We start from the raw sequence: 23,146 nt of genomic DNA, 5'->3' as shown, positions 1-23,146 counted from the left end.
TCTACGTTAAATGTTTGGGAAATCAGAGCGCGCTGCGAACGGCCGAGATGATGCGCTGAACCATCGGATCACCCTCGTGGCTTTCCTTGCGTGCCCGCACCAGACAAGCCTCCGAGCGCAGGATGATGCCATCAGACAGGACCTTCAGATGGTTCGCTCTCAGAGTCGAACCGGTGGAGGTGATGTCGACGATGATATCGGCCGAGCCGGCAGCGGGTGCCCCCTCCGTCGCACCGAGGCTTTCGACGATACGGTAGAGCTGGATGCCGTGCTGGCTGGAGAAGAACTGCTGCGTCAGCCGCCAATATTTGGTGGCGACCGTCAGCCGGTGGCCATGGCGGGTGCGGAAATCGGCGGCGACATCGCCAAGATCGGCCATGGTATCGACGTCGAGCCAGATTTCCGGCACCGCGACGACGACATCGGCGTGACCGAAACCGAGCCTTGCGCAGAATTCGACCCGGCGATCGACTTCCGCCATGCCCTCACGCACGAGGTCTTCGCCGGTAATGCCGAAATCGACGCTGCCATTGCCGATCTCTCGCGAGATTTCCGAGGCTGACAGGAAGGCGATCTCGACTCCGTCCCAACCTTCGACACGGCCGCGATAGGAGCGATCGTTACCGACGGCGACGATCGGCATTCCGGCACGCTCGAAGATCGCGGCGCAATCGTCCTTCATCCGGCCCTTGGAGGGAAGCGCTATCGTGATTGTCATCAGGCTGCCCTCGCGGTTTCGATACGGTCGAGCCAGAGCGCGAAGCCGACGGCCGGGATGTGCCCCTTGGCCCCGAGCAGGGTCATCAGCCGATCGAAGCGGCCACCACCGGCGAGCACCGCGCTCGATCCCTCCACCGTCACTTCGAAGACGAGATCGGTGTAGTAATCAAGCGGACGACCGAAGGCGGCGCGATAATCAATCTTCAAAGCGTCGACGCCGGCTTTGGCTAGCGCCGCCACACGGGCATCGAAGCTCTTCAATGCGCTCCCGAGCTTCAGCCCGGCAGCGTCAGCAAAACCTGCCAGCGCCGCGGAAGCATCTGCCAGCGGCACGCTCAAGGACAAAAACTCCTCCAGCACGCGGAAGGCCGCATCATCGAGCCGCGTTTCGGACAGGACCAGCTTCTCGCGAAGGCGCCGGGCGATTTCCTGCGGCGAACGGCTGGCATTGGTGGAATAGCCGGTCGCATGCATAGTGGCGTCGATGTGCTTGATCAGCCCCTGCTCATCGCCGCGATTGAGGAAATCGAGTACGTGCGCATCGAGCCCGGTAACCGGCTGCGGGCTTGCGAGCCGCGCAAGCAGAGTTTCGAGCTGCATCATGTTGCCGAAGGCATGGATCAGCCGCTTCTGCCAGCCCGACGGCAGGCCGAGCGCCTGCACCACGGCCTCGAATACGGCCTGATCACCCAAGGTCACCGAAAGTGCCTTACCGGGCACTAGCCGGCTCAGGATACCGATGGCATCGCCGATGGCGCGAGCGTCAGCGCCGGCCGTGTCGCCATCGCCGAGATCTTCGATGCCGGCCTGATAGAATTCATGACCGCCTTCGCGGCGTTGGCGAAAGATTTCGCCGAGATAGGAATAACGCTTCGGCGTGCCGGTGGCGGTTTCGATATGCTGCAGACAGACCGGAATGGTGAACTCCGGACGCAGGCAAAGGCTGGCGCCGGTGTCGCTTTCGGTCATGAAGATGCGCCGGCGAAGATCTTCGCCGGCCATATCGAGAAACGGTTCGGCCGGCTGGATGATGGGCGTATCCACCCTCTCCGTTCCGCGAACGGAGAATTCGTCCAGCAGATCGCCGGCAAAATTCGGGAGGTTAATCAGGGGCATCAGCCCGCCCTCTTCCGGTCTTCCGCCTGTGCTGCGAGCATTGCCTTGACCTTCTCGACCAGTTCGGCCTCCGGCGCAGTTTCCTGCGCCACGCGAGCCTCGCGCCAGCTGGCATTGTCCTCGATCTCGCCGGAAAGCCGCTTGCCCTCGATCAGATCTTTGATCTGGACGACGCCCTGGGCACGCTCGTCGCCGCCCTGGATGATGGCGATCGGGCAGCCGCGGCGGTCGGCATATTTCAGCTGATTGCCGAACTTCTTCCAGTTACCCTGGAACATCTCGGCGCGGATGCCGGCAGCGCGCAGCTGCTGCGTGAAACGCTGATAACGCCCCATGGCATCGACATCGCCGTCCATGACGGTAACGAGCACAGGCTCGATCACCTCTTCCGTGCCGAGCTTGCCGAGGTTCTTCAGTGCCGTCATCAGGCGCGACACGCCGATGGAAAAGCCGGTGGCCGGCACCGGCTGACCCATGAAGCGCGAGACGAGCCCGTCATAACGGCCGCCGCCACCGACCGAACCGAAGACGACCTTCTCGCCCTTCTCGTTGGTGACGTCGAACAGCAGCTCGGCCTCATAGACCGGGCCGGTGTAGTATTCGAGGCCGCGCACGACGGAGGGATCGATCTTGATACGATCGGCCTGATAACCGGCGCTGGTGACGAGGCTGCCGATGAAATTCAATTCCTCGACGCCTTCGCCGCCTTTGGATGTGCCGGCGACAAGCTCGGCAAGCTGGGCGGCACTTTCGGCATAGTCCTTGATGCCGACGAAGAAGAGCACCTTCTCGATCTGGTCGCTGTTGAGGCCAGCACCCTTGGTGAAGTCGCCGGACTCGTCCTTGCGGCCGGGACCAAGCAGCAGCGCCACGCCTTCGGGGCCGAACTTGTCGAGCTTGTCGATGGCGCGCAGCACGTTCAGGCGCTGGGCAGCCTTGTCATCGCCGCCGAGGCCGATGGCTTCCAACACGCCGTCGAGAACCTTGCGGTTGTTGACGCGGATCACATAGTCGCCACGCTTGATGCCAAGGGCCTCCAACGTGTCGGCCATCATCATACACATCTCGGCATCCGCCTGCACGCCCGGCGCACCGACGGTATCGGCGTCGAACTGCATGAACTGGCGGAAGCGGCCCGGACCCGGCTTCTCGTTGCGGAAGACGTAGCCGGCGCGATAGGTGCGGTAGGGAAGCTGAATCTCGTTGAAATTCTCGGCGACGTGACGGGCGAGCGGCGCCGTCAGATCGTAGCGCAGCGACATCCACTGCTCGTCGTCATCCTGAAGCGAGAACACGCCTTCATTCGGCCGGTCGCTATCGGGCAGGAACTTGCCGAGCGCATCGGTATATTCGAACAGCGGCGTTTCGACAGGATCGAAACCATAATGCTCATAAACGGCCCGGATCTTGGAGGTCATCTCGTTGACGGCGCGAATATCGCTCGCCGAACGATCGACAAAGCCACGCGGCAGGCGGGCCTTGAGCTTCTGCGGTTTCTTTTGTTTGTCGCTCATCTCTAGGGTAATCCGGTATGGGAACAGTCGCGGTTAACTAGCGGATTGGGCCGAATGCGGCAAGGATTGTTATATGTTAGCGGCTGACAAAACCGAGAAAAGCCAGAGAAGGCGGTATAGGAACCATGCCATATGCGGTCGTCTTGAAATGCACGGATGAAACGGCCACGCCGGTTCTGGATCTTTGGCGGGAGGCGAGCCGCTTCGAAAGCACGCCATCGATGCGAGCACTGAACTATCCGCCGCATCTGACGTTTGCGGTCTACGAAGACATTGCCGTTTCTTCGCTCGTCGCCGCCGCGCAAAAGGCCTTTGCAGACGCGCCGCCGCTATCGGTCGAGTTTTCGGGGATCGGCCATTTCCCCAACGAGATGCTGGTGCTCTGGGCACGTCCTGTCGATGATCATGTGCTCAGGCGGATACACCGAGCCATTCACGAGGAGATCGATCCTGCTCTTTGTCATGAGCATTCCTGGCCGGATCACTGGCAGCCGCATTGCACCATTGCAATGAAGATCCCGGCGAACGCGGCGGAAGAGGCTCTGAGATGGGCGGGCGCAACGCCAGCCCAGTTTACGCTCACCTTCGATGTGGTGGATTGCATCCGCTTTCCGCCGATCGAAATCATCAGGGAAGTCAAACTGCTGCCTTGATCGCCTTTCAGTGTTTCGGCGGATGCAATTCGCGCTTGCCTTCACGGATTGCACGGCTAGGTTTCTGTTCATGCGCGTGTTTGCGATCCTGACAATGCTAATTGCCTGGTTGCTTTACGGTGCCATGCCGGCGCTGGCGAATTGCCCTGTCTGCGCTTCCGCCATGTCCAAGCCGGCGACCATGAGCATGCATGACGGCATGGCCGATATGCCTGGCATGGCCGGCCACGCCAACATGGCCGAGCCCCAGCAAACGAAGCCGGAAAACCCTTGCGCCGGCGGCATGGCGCATGTGGCGTCCTGCGCCGCCTGCCTTGCCTTGATGCCGACCCTTACAATCGAAGACTGCAAACACGCCTTCTCCTATCCAGTGCCGGCGCCCGGCCAGCGTCTTGCCGGTTCTCCGCCTCAGCCGACAGCACCCCCTCCCCGTCTCGCCTGACGATCATCTGTATTCAATCGACGAGCGGCTATTCGCTCAATTTCAGATACCGTTCAGAAACGGAGAAAATACCTATGTCCACCTCAAAATCGCTGATGCTTGCCGGCGCATTCGTCCTTGCCATCAGCCTTCCTGCCTTTGCCGACGACATGAAGGGCATGGATATGAGCAAGCCGATGGAAAACCAAGGTGCTTCCAGCAAGGCTTTCAACGACGCCATGAGCAAGATGCACAAGGACATGATGATTCACTACAGCGGCGATGGGGACGCAGATTTCGTCCGCGGCATGATCCCGCATCATCAAGGCGCGATCGACATGGCCAAGATCGAGCTGAAATACGGCAAGGATCCCGAACTGCGCAAAATGGCGGAGGGCATCATTACCGCGCAGGAAGCCGAGATCAAGGAAATGAAAGCCTGGCTAAAGAAGCGCGGCAAGTAAATTATCCGGCAAATGAGAGGCGGCATTCGTGCCGTCTCTCTCACTGCTCCCTATGCAATTTGCGGAAGACTCCATCCAGCCAATCGGACACTGTACGGATACGAACAAGCTGACGAAGCTCGGCATGGATAAGCAGCCACATCTCGCGCGTCGGCGGATTTGTGTCACCAGTGTCGACGCGGCAAAGATCTCCCGCATTCTCCGCCAGGATTTTCGGCAGGAGAGCGCGCCCTAATCCTGCAGCCGCAGCCTGGAGCAAGGCTTCGGCATCATTGACCGCAACCGGGCTGGAAAGGTCTGACTTTTTTGCCTGTGCGGCGATCCAGCGGGCATGCGGCAGATGCGACATCGCCTCCTCATAGACGATCCAGGGTAAATTTTCGACGTGGCTCTCCCGTCCCGCGGCGACGTAAACGGCATAGTCCAGGGTCGCGATCCGTCTCGCGACGACCCTGCCATTCGTCATATCGGCCGGCCTTGCGAGGCGCAAAGCCATATCCGCTTCGCGCCGTGTCAGGTTGAAATTTCTGGAATCGCCGATGAGCTCCAATTGCAGGCCAGAATGTTGCGTCAGCAGACTAGGCAGCGAGGGGATCAACAGCCGACTGATGAAGGATGGCGCCGCCGTGAGGCGCACCTTGCCGAGCGCCATGGGATTTGCCGCATCCAACGCGCCCGACAGCGCCATAACTTCGGCCTCGATCGCCTCGGCCTTCGCGACCGCGATCTCGCCCATCGGCGTCGGCGACAGGGTGCCGCCTGCATCGCGCGAGAACAGCGACGCGCCGAGGCGGTTTTCCAGAATACGCAGACGGCGACCGACCGTCGTCGCATCCGTGCCAAGCACCCTGCCGGCAGCAGCGAAGGACCCACCCCGCGCAAGCGCCAGAACGTGGCGCAGATCGTTCCAGTCGATATCGTGCAATTTTGCAGCTCCTGACGGCAAACTTACTGCGTGTATCAGCACTATTGCAGCCATAGACTGGAAATATCCAGCAAGGAGATGACGATGACCCTGTTCGCAGTTCTGTTCGAGGACGACCAGCAAAACGCCGCCGCGATCCGCAAGGAGTATCTGCCGCGCCACTTCGCCTTCCTAAGGGCGAATGCCGCGTCCATCCGAACGGCCGGACCGCTCAGCCGCGAGGGTGACGCTTTTGCCGGCGGCCTGTGGCTTGTCGAAGCTGAGACCGCCGATACAGTCGACCGTCTGGTGAAGGAAGATCCATTCTGGGCGGCAGGCCTACGCAAATCCGTGCAGGTCTTCATCTGGAGCCGGGTATTTGCGGAGCGCGCACTTCTTTGACAGGGGGTATCGCTACCAGCTCAACCCATGACCGCAGGCAGTCGCGCGGCGAGCAGATCGATGACCACGCGCATCTTCAGCGAAAGCTGCGGCACCTGCGGCCAGACGGCGTAGACGTTGACGGGCCGGCTGGAGACATTGAGCACCTGCATGAGCTTGCCTGCGTGCACATAGCTTCGTACCAGCCAGCAGGGCAGCCACGTAATGCCCATCCCGGCGGCGGCGGCATCCGCAATGACCTCCAGGTCATCCAGACGTAATCGCGTCTGCGGAAAATAGTCGACGGCCGCACCGTCGTCCTGCAGAAAGGTCCATCTCTTGGCTTCCCCCGATCTCGCATAGACGACGAGATCGTGGCTATCGAGATCGGCAATGGTCTGCGGCGTAGCTCTGGCGGCGAGATAATCCGGCGAGGCGCATAGCGTCATGCGATGGAGGGCGATCTTGCGGGCAGCAAGGCCGGCTTCGTCCCGCAACACGCCATTGCGAATGGCGAGATCGAAGCCTTCGTCGAAGAGGTCGACCACGCGATCGCTGAAGGAAAGGTCGAGTTCAAGCTTGGGGTGGATACGCGCCAGCTCCAGCAGCAGCGGTGCAGCGCAGCGGCGACCGAAGAGCACCGGCATGGAGATGCGCAGACGTCCGGTAACTTCGCGCTTGCCCGATTCCAGCATAGCCTCGCCGGACTGTATCTCGTCCAGCGCCCGGCGGCAGCGCTCGTAAAAGGCTTGCCCTTCGTCGGTGAGGCTCTGCATGCGGGTGGTGCGGTGGAAGAGGCGCACATTCAAGCGCCGCTCCAGTTTGGCGATCGTCTTGCCGATCGCCGAGCGCGAGAGATTCATGCGCGCCGCCGCTGCCGAAAAGCCGCCGGCCTCGACCGCCTCCACGAATTCGGGAATGCCGTTGAGCATATCGTTCATGATTATTGCTTCCTCTAAGGAACCAGTTAGCGGAAATAATATCGCCACGGGCGACCAGAAAGCAACGATATGTTCCGTCCATTGCTTCCAATTCCTCTCAGGAGATCATGATGACAAAGACCATGAAGCGCTGGACCCTCGAGACAATCGCCGTCGGCGCTCCCTTGAATCTGACGGAAACTGCCATTCCCTCGCCGGCGCGCGGCGAAGTGCTCGTGCGGGTGAAGGCCGTCTCTTTGAATTATCGCGACAAGCTCGTGCGCGAGACCGGCATGGGCCTGCCGATCCAATTTCCCTTCGTGCCGGCCTCGGATATGGCAGGCGTGATCGAAGCGGTGGGAGACGATGTCACCAGATTTGCCGCTGGAGATCGGGTCATGTCGACCTTCCATCCCGGCTGGATCGACGGCAAGCCGCTCGGCGATGCCCGCACACCACCCTACAGGACGCTGGGCGGCTTCTATCCCGGCGTGCTCTCCGAATATGTCGCCATGCCGGAGGACTGGCTCGTCTCGGCGCCCCAGAGCCTTGATTATGCCGAGGCAAGCACCTTGCCTTGTGCCGGTCTCACGGCCTGGTTCGCGCTGGTGGAGCGCGGCAAGATCAAGCCCGGCGATAGCGTGTTGGTGCAGGGAACGGGCGGCGTTGCGCTGTTCGGGCTGCAAATCGCCGCAGCACAAGGCGCCGAGGTGTTCGTGACTTCCTCCGGAGAGGAAAAGCTCGAACGGGCCAAGGCTTTGGGCGCTCATCACGGCATCGACCGCAACAAAAGCGATTGGGTGGAAGAGGTCTATCGCCTCACCAACGATCGGGGCATCGATCATATTTTCGAAATAGCCGGCGGGCCGAATTTCGCCCAGTCGCTGAAGGCGGTGGCGCCGCAAGGCCGCATTTCCGTCATCGGCGTCCTTGAGGGCTTCGACATCTCCGGTCCGGTGGCACCACTGCTGTTGAAATCTCCCACCGTGCAGGGCATCAGCGTCGGCCACCGCCGCTCGCTCGAAGATTTCGTGCGTGCCGTCGACAGCATCGGCCTGAAGCCCGTCATCGACCATCGCTATGCCCTCGGCGAGGCATCCGCCGCCTTCGATCATCTCGATCGCGGCCCCTTCGGCAAGATCGTCATCGAGCTCTAACGTGGAGTCGGGCCGCTGCGAAAAGCTGGCGGCCCGACTTATGATATCAGCCCTTCGGCTCGAAGGGCTGCGGCACGCGCTGGGCGCCCTGGCGAGCCAGCATCCAGCCGGGATATTCGGGCGCAAGCGCGCTGACGTCATCGAGCTTGGCCATATCCCCGGCATCGAGCTTCAGCTTGACAGCGGCCAGATTCTGGTCGAGCTGGTCGAGGCGCTTGGCGCCGATGATGATGCTGGTGACGAAGGGCTTCGCCAGGATCCAAGCAAGCGCCACGGTGGCGACACTGGAGCCGTGCTTTTCCGCCACTTCGCGCATCGCGGCGACGCAGGCCCAGGCGCGGTCCTTGTCGACAGGCGGGAAATCGAAGTTCGCACGCCGTCCCTCGCCATTGCCGGGAGCGCCCGGACCATACTTGCCGGAGAGCAGACCGCCAGCAAGCGGCGACCAGACCATGAATCCGATCTTTTCCTCAACCATCAGTGGCACGATTTCACGCTCGAGATCGCGGCCGGCGATGGAATAATAGGCCTGCACTGTCTCGAAGCGAGCAAAGCCGCGGCGTTCGGAAATGCCGAGCGCCTTGGCGATACGCCAGGCCTGCCAGTTGGAGACGCCGACATAGCGGACCAGCCCGCGCGAAACGAGATCGTCCAGCGCCCGCAGGGTTTCGTCGATCGGTGTCACGATATCCGTTCCATGGATCTGATAGAGATCGATATGATCGGTCTGAAGACGATCCAGGCTGGCCTGCACCGAGTCCATGATATGGCCGCGCGAGGCCCCACGATCGTTCGGCTTGTCGCCCATGACGCCATAGACCTTGGTAGCGATGACGACATCCTTCCGGGGAACGCCGAGGTTCTTCAAGGCCTGGCCGAGCAGCTTTTCGGAATTGCCGAAGGAATAGACGTCGGCGGTGTCGATGAAATTGACGCCGGCAGCAAGCGAGCCTGCGACGATCTTGTCGGCCAGCGCCTGGTCGACATCGGCGATCGAGCCCCAGGGAGTGTTGGGATTGGCTTCGCCGAAGGTCATCGTGCCCAGGCAGAGTTCAGAGACGAACAGGCCGGTATTGCCCAGTTGATTGTAACGCATAGGAGAAATTCCCTTATGGTCAGCCGGAAGACTCTTCCGGCCGGTGAACGCTATCTTTTCGCTATGAATTGGCCTCGGCACGACAACCGCAGTCGGGGCTGCCCTGGGGAGGTCATAAGACGGTCGTCGAGGCCGGACTCAAGCTCCGCGGCAATCGAGACAACAAGCACATAATGCACCCGAAACCATTTTCAACGCGAGACCTCGGGCCGATCACGATGCGGTGACCGACGCATGCTCTTGCGTCGAGGCGCGCGCGGATTAGACTCCGGTTTTTATTTGATGCGCAAAACGGACACACCCGATGACGCAACGCCCCCTAACGACAATCGGCTTCGACGCCGACGACACGCTCTGGCAGAACGAACAGTTCTACCGGCTGACGGAACTGCAATTTACCGAGCTACTTGCCGATCACGCCCCAAGCGACGTCATCTCCGCACGCCTGTTGGAGGCGGAGAAGCGCAATCTTCGTCACTACGGCTTCGGAATAAAAGGCTTTACCCTCTCCATGATCGAGACGGCCATCGAGATCACCGAGGGCGAAGTGCCATCGACCGTCATCGCCCAGATCCTCGATATCGGCCGCGATCTTCTCGCCCATCCAGTCGAAACACTGCCGCATGTGCGTCAGACGTTGGAGGCCCTCTCGGGAAAATATCTGCTTGTCCTGATCACCAAGGGCGACCTTTTCGATCAGGAGCGCAAGCTTGCGCAATCCGGGCTCGGCGATCTCTTCGATGCCGTCGAGATCGTCTCAGACAAGAACGCGTCGACCTATCGCCGCATCTTCTCCAAGGTGGGGGACGGGCCGGAGCGGGCGATGATGATCGGCAACTCACTGAAATCGGACATCGTGCCGGCGCTCGCTGCCGGCAGCTACGGCGTCTTCGTGCCGCGCGAGCTCACATGGTCGTTCGAGCATGTCGAGGAACCGACAGACGCACCGCGTTTCCGCAAAATCGGTCATCTCGGCGAGCTGCATGACGTGATCGAAGCGTTGCGGTAATCCCTACTGCCCCTGCTTGGAACGAGGTGGAAACAGCATCGGCCCCTGGTCCTTCTGCTGATCGGCCGGCGCCTGCTGCGCGGCCGGCGGATTGGGATCGATGAGGATCTCGTATGGCGCGCCGAGACCGCGCCGGCGCGTGACGCGCGAATAATAGGGCTTGAGCAGCCAGGTCGTATCCTCATTGAGGGTCACGTCGGCGGTATTGCCGTCTTCATCCGTGCCGAAGAAGGATTCATCCCCGCTCGACGAGAGATCGAAGATCGCCATATAGGCGTACTTGCTCTTGGAGCTGAAAGTGATCCGCACATGCTGACCCTTCTTCAGCGGCAGCATGTAGACCTTGCCCTTGCCGAACTTCGTCCAGCCCGTCAACCTCTCAAGGACTGCCGGCAGGGCGATCTTCTCGAGCTTTTCGCCACGATCGAGCTGCGGCAGCTGCTGTTGCTGGGTATCACTTTGAGCATGGGCGTCTGCGGCGCCCAACAGCGCAACCATCGTCAGCGAAAGACCGAGAAGCGCAGCTTTCACGGCCGCACCAATGCGCAACGCATCGCCTCCACCTCTTTCCGGCAATAGCAGCCTTCGATGTGGTCGTTGACCAGGCCCATGGCCTGCATGAAGGCATAAACTGTGGTCGGGCCGACAAAGGTCCAGCCGCGTTTCTTCAGATCCTTCGAAATCCGCACCGAAGCCGCCGTCGTCGGATTTGCGCGAAGATGGGCAAGGTCGAAGATCTCCGGGCGCTCGGCAGCGGTCGGCTCATGGCTCCAGAAATAGCGGGCGAGCGAACCGAATTCGTCGCGCAGCTCGATGGCGCGATTGGCATTGTTGATGGTGGAAACGATCTTGCCGCGATGGCGGATGATGCCGGCATCGGCTAGGCAACGCTCGATATCCGCTTCGCCAAACTTGGCGACCTTCTCGAAATCGAAGCCGGCAAAAGCGGCGCGGAAATTCTCGCGCTTGCGCAGGATCGTCAGCCAGGAGAGGCCCGACTGGAAGCCTTCGAGGCAGATTTTCTCGAACAGCCTGATGTCGTTGACGACGGGCCGACCCCATTCCTCGTCGTGATAGCGCTGATACTCCGGCAGATTGCCGTGCCAGAAGCAGCGGTCCTTGCCATCTTCGCCGGTGATGATGCCCGTTTCGGCCATTTTCGCGATTCGTCCCCTATTTCAGCACGCGCTACCGGAAACCGGTAAGCCACTATCGGATAAATTGAGATCAATCAAATGCTTAAATTCATAGACTGACTTCGACGACCGCGCATTCCGATTCATGATTTACCACTTGCAAACCATCTTTCCAAACCAGGCGGTAACCCTGACAAAGCTTTATCGGCTTCGCGGCATTTTGATGAATAGATGTTTACCATTCGCTCGCGTGCAAGTGGCACCATTGTTTCGACCGGGTGCTTCGCGCCCATCTTCGGCCCATGTGTAGAGAGTTTGTCCGATGATGAAACATGCCGTTCTGTGTGCCGCCGGCGCCCTGAGCCTGCTTGCCTCCACCGCCTTTGCCGACGATCGCTATCAGTCGCGCCCGCCTGTCATCGTCAGTCCCGATCTGACCGCCCCCTGGGTGATGCAGCTCGGTGGCGGCAACGTGCAGCCGGTCGTCTATCCCCGCCCAATGGCGCGGCGCGCAGTCGATCCCAGAATGGAGCAGCCGGCCAATCCGCAGGTGCGTCAGGTCGTGCAGCCGCGCGGGCTGTTTGCGCGCCCGGCCGTGCAGCAAGTCGCCATGGCCCGCCCGCAATATCCGACAGTCCGAGGCCAGATCGATCCGCAGTTCCTGCCGCAGATCGTCGACTACCAGACCAAGGAAAAGCCCGGTAGCATCGTCATCGATACCAATAACCGCTTTCTTTATCTCGTGATGGATGACGGCAAGGCGCGGCGCTATGGCGTCGGCGTCGGCAAGCCGGGCTTCGAATGGGCCGGCGCCCACACTGTGACCCGCAAGCAGGAATGGCCGGATTGGACGCCGCCGGCCGAAATGATCTCACGCGAAGCCGCCAAGGGCCATTATCTGCCGGCGCACATGGAAGGCGGGGAAGGCAATCCGCTCGGCGCACGCGCCATGTATCTCGGCTCCACCCTCTATCGCATCCATGGCACCAACGCCCCCTGGACCATCGGCAATGCCGTCTCCTCCGGCTGCATCCGCCTTCGCAACGAGGATGTCATCGATCTCTACAACCGCGTAAAGGTCGGCACCCGCGTCACCGTCATGTAATCTCGAAAAAGTCCCGCCCTGTGCGGCGATACTACTCCATTGGAGGGGCAGTATTCGCCGCATGGGAAAACCCTCCACTATAGTTCAGACTATAGTCCGATCGGCGACAGACAAGAGGGCAGTTCTTCCTGAACGTACCCAACATTGGTCATTTTGATCTTGATCCCTTCGTTGGTTCCGGTAATTTCCTACCGGATTCAACGAGGGGAATGCGAATTATGAAAGCAGCATTGTCGATCGTGACGGCAGGTGTCGTCGCGGCGTGTCTTCTTGCAGCATCGAACGCAGCTGCCTTCACCGCTTCGACACCTATTACGGCGCCGGTCGCCCGCACCGACGTGATCCGGGTCGCAATGGAGCCGCAGGGCCAGGTGAAGCCGCAGTTCCAGCGGCGGATGGTGCGGCTGGCGACGAACGAGGAGCCGGGCACCGTCATCGTCGACACCAACAACAAGTATCTCTACCTCGTCGAAGGCAATAACCGCGCAAGACGCTATGGCATCGGCGTCGGCCGCGATGGTTTCGGCTGGTCCGGCGTCGTCAAGGTCGGCCGCAAGGCGGAATGGCCCGGCTGGACGCCGCCGCCGGAAATGATCGTTCGCGAAGCCAAGAAGGGCCACAAACTGCCGGCCTACCAGGAAGGTGGCGAGGACAATCCGCTCGGCGCGCGCGCCATGTATCTCTATCGCAACGGCAACGACACCGCCTTCCGCATCCATGGCACCAACCAGCCCTGGAGCATCGGCCTCAACATGTCCTCCGGCTGCATCCGCATGATGAACAAGGACGTGATGGATCTCTATGATCGCGTCCCCGTCGGCACTAAGGTCATCGTCGTCGGTCCCGGCAACAAGCAGGGCGAAGTCAGCTATCAGGATCGCGGCGTCGATGTGCTGAGGACTCTGTTCGGCGGCTGATAGAATCCAACCCGAATCAGGCACCAACATAGCGGGCGCTCTTCCCTGGCATGACATCATTCGCGCCGGGGAAGGCGCCCGTATCGCTTGCAATAGTTTATTGCGTGCAGGCGCGGATGGAGACACTGTTGCGCCGGTGTTACAGCCTGAAACTTATCACGATGCCCCGCCGAAAAATGGCTCGTCGCCTTCAGTTTACCGTCAGTTTTCCCGCCTAAGCCGTGCCTGTTCACTCATGACTGCAATAGAAGTGTCATGGAAGCACGCTTAGATGGCAGCACTGTGGCATCCGGGGATTTCATATGCATCGTGCATTTCGCATCAAGCAGCCGGCCCTCGCCGCGCTTGCGACTTCCGCATTCATCTTTGCCGCAAGCTCTGCCTCGGCTGAGATGCAGTTTTCCGCTTACGGCGGCATACAGGGCGCGACGGGCAGCAATGTGACCACGTCGGACGGCGCTGATTTCGACCCCAACTGGTCCGGAAAATCCTTCAAGATGCCGCCCTATTTCGGCTTCCGCGGCATCTGGTGGCTTGACCAGTTCGACAAGCCGAACTGGGGCGTGTCGCTCGATTATACCCATGCGAAGGTCTATGGCGATCTCGGCAATACGCCCGGCTGGTCGCATTTCGAGTTCACCGATGGCCTGAACATGCTAACGCTGAACGCGCTCTATCGCTTCCAGGATTCGAGCCGCAACTGGACACCCTATGTCGGCCTCGGCGCGGGCATCAACGTGCCGCATGTCGAAGTCACCCGCTCGTCGGGCACGACCTTCGACTACCAGTTCGGCGGCGCTTCGCTGCAGGCGCAGGCGGGCGTCAGCTACCAATTTGCCAAGCATTGGTCGACCTTCGTCGAATACAAGGGCAACTACAACTTCGTGAACAACGTCTCGATCGACAGCGGCGACACGCTGAAGACCAAGGTTTTCACCCACGCTCTCAACTTTGGCGTGTCGTTCAACTTCTGACGTCCCTCAGGCTGAAGTCGCAATCGATCCCTCAAACCGGTTCAGGCATGGGGGGTCTTGTGCTATGATCCAACGCATGAGCTTCTCTTACTATCGTTGCGACTGGATCCATCCGGAAAACGAGGAGCCGGTCATCGTTTATTATGAGGTCGATATCGCCGGCGATGTTCCGCGGCTGATCGATGTGTTTGCCGATGGTCGCCGGCAATGCATGTCGGTTGTCGATTTTACTGCAGTGGGACGTGACATGCTGGAGATCACCAGCCTCGTCGAAGGCTCATTTTACGATGGCATTACCGGCCTAGTGGATGGCATTTTCTTCGAGGAAGGGCAGGATCGCATTAGCATGACGCGCATTGCCGCCGATCGGTTCGAAGTCGAATGGCAGGCTCATCGCCTACCCGCGCCGGACAAGCTGCATTAGTACGCAATTCCGGACGGAAAACCGCTCTACACTTTTCCCGGAAATGCTCTAAGCGGCGGCCGGCTGCAGGCCCTTCAGTTTCACAGGCATTTCGCCGCCATAGGCCCAATCCAGCAATTCCACCGTATGCAGGATGGGAATGCCCGTTCCCGTCGCGATCTGCGTGATGCAGCCGATGTTGCCCGTCGCGATGATATCGGCTTTCGTCGCCTCGATGTTTCTGACCTTGCGCGCCTTCAGTTCGGCCGAAATTTCCGGCTGCATGATGTTGTAGGTGCCGGCCGAACCACAGCACAGATGCCCTTCCGCCGGGTCGCGCACCGTAAAGCCCGCGGCTTTCAGCAAGAGCTTCGGCGCCATGGTGATCTTCTGCCCGTGCTGCATGGAGCAGGCGGAATGATAGGCGACCGCGATGCCGCGCGGCATATGCGACGGGAGATCCAGGCTTGCGAGATATTCCGTGATGTCCTTGGCGAGAGCTGAAATCCTCGCAGCCTTTTCCGCATAGGCCGGATCGAGGCGCAGCATATGCCCATAGTCCTTGATCGTCGTGCCACAGCCCGACGCGGTGATGATGATCGCGTCCAGCCCCCGGGCCTCGATCTCACGCAGCCACACATCGACATTGGCGCGGGCACCTGCGAGCGCCTGTTCCTCGCGGCCCATGTGATGAACCAGCGAACCGCAGCAGACCTCCCCTTCCGGCACCACGACCTCAATGCCGAGGCGCGTCAGCAGGCGGATGGTGGCTGCGTTGATTTCGGGATCGAGCACCGGCTGGGCACAGCCCGTCAGGATCGCCACGCGACCGTGGCGCTCGGCCTGCGCTACATGCAGCCCCGGCTTTGCAAAAGGCGACGGCGCGGGAATGCTGCGGGGCGCGAGATCGAGCATGGCGGCGAAAGCCTTTAAGGCCGGAACGCGTCTCAACAGCCCCTTGAACGGCCGGCCAAAATTCGCAAGCCGCAAGGCCAGCCGGAAACGGCCGGGATAAGGCAAGACGGCTGCCAGCACATTGCGGGTCAGCCGATCCATCAGCGGGCGCTTATAGGTGTTCTCGACATGGACACGCGCATGGTCGATCAGGTGCATATAGTCGACACCGGAGGGACAGGTCGTGGTGCAGGCAAGGCAGGAAAGGCAGCGGTCGATATGCGTCACCACCTCGGCATCGGCTGCCCGACCGTTTTCCAGCATGTCCTTGATGAGGTAAATGCGTCCACGCGGACTGTCGAGTTCGTTGCCGAGCGTCACATAGGTAGGACAGGTGGCTGTGCAGAAGCCGCAATGCACGCATTTGCGCAGGATCGCCTCGGATTCGGCCACATGCGGGTCGGCAAGCTGTTCGGGCGTGAAATTGGTTTGCATTACCCATGTCCCCGTTCGAGCAAGACCGCGCCCCTCATCTGGCCTATCGGCCACCTTCTCCGCGTTTTGACGGGGAGAAGGGGATTGGCGCATCCTCCGTCACTCCTCAACCTCTCTCGAGCCGATAAGGCGCCGCAAACGAGGTCGTCCCCTCGCCCCGCCTGCGGGGAGAGAGTTAGGGTTAGGGGCCATCGCCGACAGGAACCAGATTTCATCACGCCATCTTCCCTGGATTGAAAATTCCGGCCGGATCGAATTTTTCCTTCACGCGCGCAGACAGCAGGGCCACGGCTTCGGGTTGCGGCTGGAAGGCCTGCGTGGTCGCACGTTGGGCAGGGGTGGCGCGCATCAAGGTGGCATGTCCGCCGCCCAAGGCATGAATGTAGCGCCTGAGCACATCACCTTCCGGTCCGGCTTCCATGCGCATCCAGACGAGCCCGCCCTGCCAATCATAATAGGCATCCACGCCTTCTTCCAGGCGAAGTGCTGCGACGAGCTGGTGGCCGATACTGGGTGCCACGGACACACGCCAAACGGGGCGCGTCGTGCCATCGGCATAGGGCTTCACATTGCGGATCTCGCGCCAGAGCCTACGGCTGTCGTCTTCTGCAAGGCGCTTCACCGAGCCGAGCCGGCCCATGGCGGCAGCAAGCTTTTCACCCCGGACCGAGACGGAACCCGGAAGACCCTCGACGCGCAGCACAGTCGCCTCCCCCTGCGGCAGCTTGCCGTCGAGAAAGGACCAGGCGACCGTTAGCGGCAGATGGGCGGCGCCCGATACCTCGAGCGGCAGGGCCATAGCGGCAGCCATGGCATTGGCGGCCTCCGCATCGTTGAGACCGGAGAGGACAATCGTCTCCTCGGTCTTCGGCTTGGGCGGCACGCGGAACGTTACTTCGGTCAAAAGGCCGAGCGTTCCGTGCGAACCGGCCATCAGCTTGACGAGATCGAGACCGGTGACGTTCTTCATCACCCGCCCGCCGGCCTTGACGATCTCGCCCTTGCCATTGACGAAACGGACGCCGAGCAGGCTATCGCGTGCCGCACCGCTGACGAAACGGCGCGGCCCGGAGACATTGGCTGCGAAAATGCCGCCGATCGTTGGCTCACCTTCGGTTGCCATCAGCGGCCTGTGATCCATCGGCTCGAAGGCCATCATCTGGCCGGCCTCGGCAAGAGCGGCCTCGATCTCGGCGGCCGGCGTGCCGGCGCGGGCCGTCATCACCATCTCACCCGGATTGTAGGCGACGATGCCGGCAAGGCCACGTGACGAGAGCACCGCTTCGGACGGGACCGCATTGCCGAAGCCGGATCGCGTGTTGCCGCCGACGATTGCTAGGGCCGCGCCGCGTGCCGTATGATCGCCGATGATGGAGGCGGCTTCCTCCTCGGTTCTCGGATGAAATTCGGTCATGCGGCGTTGCGTCCGTCGAGCGGGAAGACCTTGGATGGGTTAAGTATCCAGCCGGGATCGAAGGCTGCGCGCACCGACATCATCTGCGCGAGATCGACATCGGCATATTGGTGGCGCATCAGGTCGCGCTTCTCGATGCCGACGCCGTGCTCGCCGGTGAGGCAACCTCCGGCATCGACGCAGAGCCGCAAGATATCGTTGCCCGCCGCTTCCGCCTTGGCGGCATCTTCGGCGTCGTTGGCATTGAAGAGAATCAGCGGATGCATGTTGCCGTCGCCGGCATGGAAGACATTGGCGACGCGCAGACCATAGCCCTCAACGATCTCGCCCGTCTTCTTCAGCACATAAGAGAGCTGGCTCAGCGGCACGGTTCCGTCCATGCAGATGTAATCGGCAATGCGGCCGGTGGCGCCGAAGGCCGACTTCCGGCCCTTCCAGATCAAGGCCGCTTCCGTTGCCGACTGGCATTCGCGCACCGTTTTGACCTTGTGGTTGCGAGCAATGGTAACGATGCTCGCAAGCATGTCGTCCATTTCCGCCTCCGAACCTTCGACCTCGACGATCAGCAGAGCCTCGACATCAAGGGGATAGCCGGCCTTGGCGAAGGCCTCGCAGATCTCAATCGCCGGCTTGTCCATGAATTCGATCGCGACAGGTACGATGCCGGCAGCGATGACGTCGGCGACGCAGGCGCCCGCCTCTTCGGAACTGTCGAAACCGAAGAGTACCGGCCGGGCGCCCTCCGGCTTGGCGATGAGCCGCACCGTTGCCTCGGTGACGATGCCGAGTTGGCCTTCCGAGCCGCAGACCAGACCGAGCAGATCGTAGCCCGCCGCATCTAGCGCCTTGCCGCCGAGATCGATGACGGTGCCATCAGTCAGAACAAGCTTGACGCCGAGCAGATTATTGGTCGTGACGCCGTATTTCAGACAGTGCGCACCGCCGGAATTCATGCCGATATTGCCGCCGATGGTGCAGGCAAGCTGCGAGCTCGGGTCAGGCGCGTAAAAGAATCCGTCGGCCGAGACGCTTTCGGAGACATGCAGGTTCGTCACCCCCGCCTGCACGGTCGCCGTGCGATTGGCATAATCGATATCGAGGATGCGGTTCATCTTGGAGAGGCCGAGGACGACGGCATCCTCCTGGGGTATCGCGCCACCGGAAAGCGACGTGCCGGCGCCGCGCGGCACGACGGGAATGCCGTAGCGATGGCAATATTTCATGACGGCCGCAACTTCCGCCGTCGAGCGCGGCAAGGCAACGGCAAGCGGCAGGCGGCGATAGGACACGAAGGCATCGGTTTCGAAGGGCACGAGCTCGCGCGGCTCGTGGATTAGGCATTCCGGGGCCAGCAGATCGGTCAAATCGGCGACGATCGCACCTCGGCGCGCTAGAACATCCGCACGCGGCTCCAGAAATGAAATGGCCTCGGCCATGCCGTCCTCCTCCTGCATCCGATATCGAACGCAGCCCTCTTTTAGCGCATTACAGGCTTAGCGCTTTCCCAAGTTTGGAGCAAATGATAAGCACTTATTCCAAAACAGGAAATAATTCTGCATGACCAATTTGGGAGATCTCGAAATCTTCGCCAGCGTCGTTGCGACCGGCAGCATGTCGCTGACGGGTCGTGCTCTCGGTTTTTCGCCGGCCGTCATTTCCAAGCGCATCAAGCGCCTGGAAGACAGGCTCGGCACCCGGCTCCTGCAGCGCACCACACGGCAGATTTCGCTGACGGAAGCGGGCCAGGGCTTCTACGACCGCGTGCTCGCCATCCTCGCCGGGCTGGAAGAGGCGGAAGCCTATATTGCCGGGCGCTCCTCCCAGATGCACGGCACGCTGAAAATATCGGCCCCGACGTCCTTCGGCCGTCTCCACATCGCGCCGCATCTGAAATCCTTCATGCACGCCCATCCCGAACTGGCGCTCAACCTCGTTCTCAGCGACGAATTCGTCGATATCGTCGGCGGCGGCTTCGATCTTGCCATCCGCATTGCCGAGTTGACGGATTCCAGTCTTGTCGCGCGCAGGCTGGCGCCGGTGCGCCGCGTGCTTTGCGCCTCCCCTGCCTATATCGATGCCCATGGCATGCCCGAGGATATCGACGATCTGCGCCGGCATACCTGCCTGCCCGCGCACAATCTCGACCCCTGGCGGCTGGAAGGGCCAAAAGGCAGCCTGATCTTCCGGCCCGAAGGCAGGCTCATCACCAATTCCAGCGAGGTCGTACGCGAAGCCGTCATTGCCGGCCTTGGCATTGCGCTGCGTTCCACCTGGGATATCGGGCCGGAGCTGCGCGACGGCCGCCTCGTCCAGGTGCTCCCGGCCTATGAGGGCTCGCACAACGTCACGCTTTCGGCCGTTTACCCCAGCCGACAATTCCTGCCGGCAAAAGTGCGCGTCTTCATCGATTTTCTGGCGGAACTTTATGGGCCTGTTCCCTATTGGGAGCGATGAGAACCCTTTTGAGGATCGAGGAGACCGTCATGGCCGCGCCCGAGAGCATCCGTTCCGATCTTGATCTCAACTCGAAGACGCGCCTCACCGTTATGCTTGGCGATATTACCAGGCTTTCGGTCGATGCCATCGTCAATGCGGCCAATAGCAGCCTGCTCGGGGGCGGTGGCGTTGACGGGGCGATCCATCGCGCCGCCGGGCCGGATCTCCTCGCGGAATGCCGGACGCTGAACGGCTGCAAGACAGGGCAGGCAAAGATAACAGGCGGATACCGCCTGCCGGCAAAACATGTGATTCATACGGTCGGCGCCGTCTGGAATGGCGGAAACCGTGGCGAAGATGAGCTGCTTGCCGGCTGTTATCGCAACAGCCTCAACCTTGCCTGGCAAAACGGTCTGAAGACCATCGCCTTCCCGGCCATCTCCACCGGCGTTTATCGCTTTCCCGCCGAGCAGGCGGCTAGGATTGCGATCCGCACCACCCTTGCCGAAAGCAAGGATGGTGCCTTCGATGAAATCATCTTCTGCTGCTTCGGCGATGAGATGGCGGCACTCTACGAAAGATTGCTGCCGCAGGCGCTGTCCGGAGCCTGATGCCTATCGCGCCAGATCGAGATAGGCGGAGGCGACCAGGGCATCTATATCCGTGGGAACGGGGATGACGCAGGCCTCCTTGCCGAGGCCGCCCTTGGCGACCCGCTCCAGGCATCGCGCCTGCAGCGCGAAGCCGAGATCCATGGATTCGACGATGTTCCCCAGCGGACGCGGACCGGCCAGATTGGCCATGTGGCCGCCGCCGAGAATGTGGAAGGCTCGGCCGTCTCGCATGCGAACAGTCTCGATCTGCTCAGCTTCGTAACCATCGACGCCGACAACATCGGGACTGCTACGGAAGCCTTCGATATCGATCTCATGCGGAAAGTGGCCGCCATTCATCAGGATCGCCCCGTCCTTGATCAAGGGCAGATCGGCAACCGTGATGATGCCCGGATAGCCCGTCACAGTGATCAGAATATCGGCGGAGCGGATCGCCGCCTCGCGTAGCGGCGTTGTGAAGCCATCGAGATGCGCCTCAAGCGTCGTGACCGGATCGATATCGACGACGCTGACGGCGGAGAATGCGTTGCGGAAGCATGCGGCCGTGCCCTTGCCACAGGCGCCGTAGCCGAAGACGGTCACATGTTTGCCATTGGTGGAGCGGTTGGTGAAGCGCAGATAGCTCTCGAACATGCTTTGCCCGACAGCATGGCGGTTTTCGGCGAATTGCTTGATCGGGCTGTCGTTGATGACGAGGATCGGCATGTTGAGCTTGTCGCGCATCGACATCAGGCGGGTGCGGCCGGATGTGGTTTCCTCGGTACCGCCAAGCAGGTTGGCATGGGGCCTGTCCGCCGCGCGGGCGAAGAGATCGCCGCCATTGTCGAGCAGCAGGTCAGGCTTTTCCGCCAGGATCGCATCGAGGCTTGCACCATGCTCCTCTGCGTCGCGGGTCTGCGTCGCAAAGACCTTGATGCCCTGAGCGCGCAGATAGTCCACCGTTTCCGGCTGGGTGCTGTTGAGATTGCCGGTGCAGACGAGATCGGCGCCGCCGGCATGCAGCGTCATCAGCAGCGCAACCGTCTTCGGCTCGAGGTGAATGCCGGTGCCGATGGTGAAGCCGGCAAAGGGTTTTGTGTTACGAAATTCCGCTGCTGTGGCCGCCAGCAGACGGCAGCTGCGCGCCACCCAGTCGATACGCGAAAGAGAAGAAGACTGATCCATGATGCGCTCCCGCCGGTTGGTTCGATGCCGCGATCTGGCATGATCGCAAAGGAGGTGTCGATGGACATTGCAATGCGCTGTATGGCAGAAAATCTGCCATGTCGATGCGCTTCGTTTTGATGTTTTGCTAAGCCGGTTCGGCCCCTGTCTCGCTTAGCCAATCCGCCAATCGTACCAGTGCCGGGTCCTTCACGTCGCCGCTGCGAATGCTGAGGCTGTAGCCCGCCGGCCTACGGATGAAGCCGAAGGGGGCGACCAGAGTACCGCGATCGATATCCTCGCCAATGGCGGTGCGCGGGGCGATGGCGACCCCGAGGCCCGAGCGGGCGGCGCCGATCGCAAGCAGCAGATCCTCGAATTCGCGATCGACGGCAAAGGGGGTGGGCGCGCGACCGCTTTCGGCAAACCAGTCCTCCCACAGGCTCGGGGCGGAACGGCTGGTAAGGCCGACGGCTCCGGCAAGTGCCGAAACCCCACTCGCAAGCCCGAGGCGATCGGCGACATCTGGCGTTGTGACGGGACCGAACTCATCCTCCATGAAACGAATGGCCGTGATATCGCGCATCGGCCGGTATTCGCCGCCCATGATGACCGCTTCCAGGTCGGCGCGCTTGGCAAGCGGCTCGACCGTAGCCATCGGCACGATGTCGATATCGATATCCTGAAGTGCCGCCTGAAGCGCCGCGAGACGCGGCATCAGCCACCAGACGGCAAAGGCCGAGGGAACGCCGAGCCGGAGCGACCGCCGTTGGCCAACGGAAAGTTCGGCGGAGGCCCGCGTCAGGATGCCAAAGGCGACGCCAACGGAATCGGCGAATGCCCGGCCCTTCGCTGTCAGCACCAGCCGGCCATTCTCCCGGTCGAACAGGGGTACGCCAAAATGTGCCTCCAGCAGGGTCAGCTGCTGCCTGATAGCCCCGCGCACGACGCCAAGCTCATCAGCCGCCTTCAGAATGCTGCCGCAGCGCGCCACCGCATCGAAGGCACGCAGCGCGTTCAAAGGCGGCAAGCGTCGAGGCGGGATGCGTCCGGACATAATAAATTTTTTCTCTCTTTCCAAAACGATAGCAGCCACATCCAAGCAATTGCGCCATCTGCGGCACGGAAACGCTGTGGAATGTCGCTTTCAGCATAAGCGTTGGCGAATATCAGAAGGCAAATCTTTGTATTTTTATCTACGCAGCACTCAATAAATATGTGGGGAAATACCATATAGCGTTCCGTGGAACGCAAAATTTT

At 61.2% G+C, this 23,146-nt stretch carries 25 protein-coding genes; 12 read left to right on the top strand and 13 right to left on the bottom strand.

What is annotated here, in order from left to right:
* Window positions 1-22: 22 nt before the first annotated feature.
* The 3 genes from hisG to hisS are packed head-to-tail and all read right to left on the bottom strand — an operon-like array spanning window position 23 to window position 3,350.
* Window positions 23-718, bottom strand: a complete 696-nt coding sequence (hisG, locus tag FHX05_RS11020) for an ATP phosphoribosyltransferase (RefSeq protein WP_112608179.1) — start codon at window positions 716-718, stop codon at window positions 23-25.
* On the bottom strand, window positions 718-1,836 hold the full coding sequence (locus FHX05_RS11015) for an ATP phosphoribosyltransferase regulatory subunit (RefSeq protein ID WP_183871641.1): 1,119 nt from the start codon (window positions 1,834-1,836) through the stop codon (window positions 718-720). The genes hisG and FHX05_RS11015 overlap by 1 nt, the downstream gene beginning before the upstream one ends.
* Entirely contained in the window at window positions 1,836-3,350 is a 1,515-nt protein-coding gene (gene hisS, locus FHX05_RS11010) for a histidine--tRNA ligase (RefSeq protein ID WP_183871639.1), read from the bottom strand. The genes FHX05_RS11015 and hisS overlap by 1 nt, the downstream gene beginning before the upstream one ends.
* Before the next feature lie 125 nt (window positions 3,351-3,475).
* Between hisS and FHX05_RS11005 the strand changes: the two genes are divergently transcribed.
* From FHX05_RS11005 to FHX05_RS10995, 3 genes are all read left to right on the top strand, one after another.
* Window positions 3,476-4,003, top strand: a complete 528-nt coding sequence (locus FHX05_RS11005; protein ID WP_183871637.1) for a 2'-5' RNA ligase family protein — start codon at window positions 3,476-3,478, stop codon at window positions 4,001-4,003.
* Between the two features lie 70 nt (window positions 4,004-4,073).
* On the top strand, window positions 4,074-4,445 hold the full coding sequence (locus tag FHX05_RS11000; protein ID WP_183871635.1) for a hypothetical protein: 372 nt from the start codon (window positions 4,074-4,076) through the stop codon (window positions 4,443-4,445).
* Window positions 4,446-4,519: 74 nt separating this feature from the next.
* Window positions 4,520-4,888, top strand: coding sequence for a DUF305 domain-containing protein (locus FHX05_RS10995; RefSeq protein WP_183871634.1), 369 nt, complete (start codon window positions 4,520-4,522; stop codon window positions 4,886-4,888).
* Between the two features lie 40 nt (window positions 4,889-4,928).
* On the opposite strand, the gene FHX05_RS10990 is transcribed toward FHX05_RS10995, so the two are convergent.
* Window positions 4,929-5,813, bottom strand: a complete 885-nt coding sequence (locus FHX05_RS10990; protein ID WP_246698897.1) for a LysR family transcriptional regulator — start codon at window positions 5,811-5,813, stop codon at window positions 4,929-4,931.
* A gap of 84 nt (window positions 5,814-5,897) precedes the next feature.
* On the opposite strand from FHX05_RS10990, the gene FHX05_RS10985 reads away from it, so the two are divergent.
* Entirely contained in the window at window positions 5,898-6,194 is a 297-nt protein-coding gene (locus FHX05_RS10985) for a YciI family protein (RefSeq protein ID WP_183871630.1), read from the top strand.
* A 20-nt stretch (window positions 6,195-6,214) separates the two neighbouring features.
* On the opposite strand, the gene FHX05_RS10980 is transcribed toward FHX05_RS10985, so the two are convergent.
* The gene (locus FHX05_RS10980; RefSeq protein WP_183711001.1) at window positions 6,215-7,114 is read right to left on the bottom strand and encodes a LysR family transcriptional regulator; all 900 of its coding nucleotides are present in this window, start codon (window positions 7,112-7,114) and stop codon (window positions 6,215-6,217) included.
* Between the two features lie 110 nt (window positions 7,115-7,224).
* Between FHX05_RS10980 and FHX05_RS10975 the strand changes: the two genes are divergently transcribed.
* Complete coding sequence (locus FHX05_RS10975; protein WP_183872428.1) at window positions 7,225-8,250, top strand: NAD(P)-dependent alcohol dehydrogenase; 1,026 nt, start codon at window positions 7,225-7,227, stop codon at window positions 8,248-8,250.
* 46 nt (window positions 8,251-8,296) lie between these two features.
* Here the strand turns inward: FHX05_RS10975 and FHX05_RS10970 are convergent, their stop codons facing one another.
* Entirely contained in the window at window positions 8,297-9,346 is a 1,050-nt protein-coding gene (locus FHX05_RS10970; protein WP_183871628.1) for an aldo/keto reductase, read from the bottom strand.
* 304 nt (window positions 9,347-9,650) lie between these two features.
* Here FHX05_RS10970 and FHX05_RS10965 point away from each other — a divergent pair, with 304 nt between their 5' ends.
* Window positions 9,651-10,355, top strand: a complete 705-nt coding sequence (locus FHX05_RS10965) for an HAD family hydrolase (RefSeq protein WP_183871626.1) — start codon at window positions 9,651-9,653, stop codon at window positions 10,353-10,355.
* Between the two features lie 3 nt (window positions 10,356-10,358).
* Here the strand turns inward: FHX05_RS10965 and FHX05_RS10960 are convergent, their stop codons facing one another.
* Complete coding sequence (locus tag FHX05_RS10960; RefSeq protein WP_183871624.1) at window positions 10,359-10,904, bottom strand: hypothetical protein; 546 nt, start codon at window positions 10,902-10,904, stop codon at window positions 10,359-10,361.
* Window positions 10,883-11,512: a DNA-3-methyladenine glycosylase I gene (locus FHX05_RS10955; protein ID WP_183871622.1), complete on the bottom strand. Its 630-nt coding sequence runs from the start codon at window positions 11,510-11,512 to the stop codon at window positions 10,883-10,885. The genes FHX05_RS10960 and FHX05_RS10955 overlap by 22 nt, the downstream gene beginning before the upstream one ends.
* 301 nt (window positions 11,513-11,813) lie before the next feature.
* Here FHX05_RS10955 and FHX05_RS10950 point away from each other — a divergent pair, with 301 nt between their 5' ends.
* From FHX05_RS10950 to FHX05_RS10935, 4 genes are all read left to right on the top strand, one after another.
* Window positions 11,814-12,596 carry a L,D-transpeptidase gene (locus tag FHX05_RS10950; protein ID WP_183871620.1) on the top strand — a complete coding sequence of 261 codons (783 nt, stop codon included), beginning with the start codon at window positions 11,814-11,816 and terminating at the stop codon, window positions 12,594-12,596.
* A gap of 218 nt (window positions 12,597-12,814) precedes the next feature.
* Entirely contained in the window at window positions 12,815-13,513 is a 699-nt protein-coding gene (locus FHX05_RS10945) for a L,D-transpeptidase (RefSeq protein WP_112335379.1), read from the top strand.
* Window positions 13,514-13,815: 302 nt separating this feature from the next.
* Window positions 13,816-14,487 (top strand): porin family protein, encoded by a 672-nt coding sequence (locus tag FHX05_RS10940; protein WP_112608203.1) that lies wholly within the window; start codon window positions 13,816-13,818, stop codon window positions 14,485-14,487.
* A gap of 76 nt (window positions 14,488-14,563) precedes the next feature.
* The gene (locus FHX05_RS10935; protein ID WP_112335377.1) at window positions 14,564-14,911 is read left to right on the top strand and encodes a hypothetical protein; all 348 of its coding nucleotides are present in this window, start codon (window positions 14,564-14,566) and stop codon (window positions 14,909-14,911) included.
* Between the two features lie 48 nt (window positions 14,912-14,959).
* Here FHX05_RS10935 and glcF read toward each other — a convergent pair whose 3' ends face one another.
* The 3 genes from glcF to FHX05_RS10920 form a co-directional block, all read right to left on the bottom strand.
* A complete protein-coding gene (glcF, locus tag FHX05_RS10930) occupies window positions 14,960-16,279 on the bottom strand; it encodes a glycolate oxidase subunit GlcF (protein WP_183871618.1) in 1,320 nt (439 codons plus the stop codon).
* A gap of 214 nt (window positions 16,280-16,493) precedes the next feature.
* Window positions 16,494-17,693, bottom strand: a complete 1,200-nt coding sequence (locus FHX05_RS10925) for an FAD-binding protein (protein ID WP_183871616.1) — start codon at window positions 17,691-17,693, stop codon at window positions 16,494-16,496.
* Complete coding sequence (locus FHX05_RS10920) at window positions 17,690-19,129, bottom strand: FAD-linked oxidase C-terminal domain-containing protein (protein WP_183871614.1); 1,440 nt, start codon at window positions 19,127-19,129, stop codon at window positions 17,690-17,692. Before FHX05_RS10920 ends, FHX05_RS10925 begins: the two co-directional genes overlap by 4 nt.
* Window positions 19,130-19,250: 121 nt before the next feature.
* Between FHX05_RS10920 and FHX05_RS10915 the strand changes: the two genes are divergently transcribed.
* Both FHX05_RS10915 and FHX05_RS10910 read left to right on the top strand, forming a co-directional pair.
* Window positions 19,251-20,147 carry a LysR family transcriptional regulator gene (locus FHX05_RS10915; RefSeq protein WP_183871612.1) on the top strand — a complete coding sequence of 299 codons (897 nt, stop codon included), beginning with the start codon at window positions 19,251-19,253 and terminating at the stop codon, window positions 20,145-20,147.
* A gap of 29 nt (window positions 20,148-20,176) precedes the next feature.
* On the top strand, window positions 20,177-20,740 hold the full coding sequence (locus tag FHX05_RS10910) for an O-acetyl-ADP-ribose deacetylase (protein ID WP_183871610.1): 564 nt from the start codon (window positions 20,177-20,179) through the stop codon (window positions 20,738-20,740).
* Window positions 20,741-20,743: 3 nt separating this feature from the next.
* On the opposite strand, the gene FHX05_RS10905 is transcribed toward FHX05_RS10910, so the two are convergent.
* Window positions 20,744-21,907: an adenosylhomocysteinase gene (locus tag FHX05_RS10905; RefSeq protein ID WP_183871608.1), complete on the bottom strand. Its 1,164-nt coding sequence runs from the start codon at window positions 21,905-21,907 to the stop codon at window positions 20,744-20,746.
* Between the two features lie 127 nt (window positions 21,908-22,034).
* Window positions 22,035-22,943, bottom strand: a complete 909-nt coding sequence (locus tag FHX05_RS10900) for a LysR substrate-binding domain-containing protein (protein WP_183871606.1) — start codon at window positions 22,941-22,943, stop codon at window positions 22,035-22,037.
* Window positions 22,944-23,146 lie beyond the last annotated feature (203 nt).

Origin of the sequence: Rhizobium sp. BK491, assembly GCF_014194925.1 — a bacterium.
Lineage (GTDB): Bacteria > Pseudomonadota > Alphaproteobacteria > Rhizobiales > Rhizobiaceae > Rhizobium.
The sequence above is the reverse complement of the archived record's forward strand: the minus strand, read 5'-3'. Positions and strand labels throughout refer to the sequence as shown.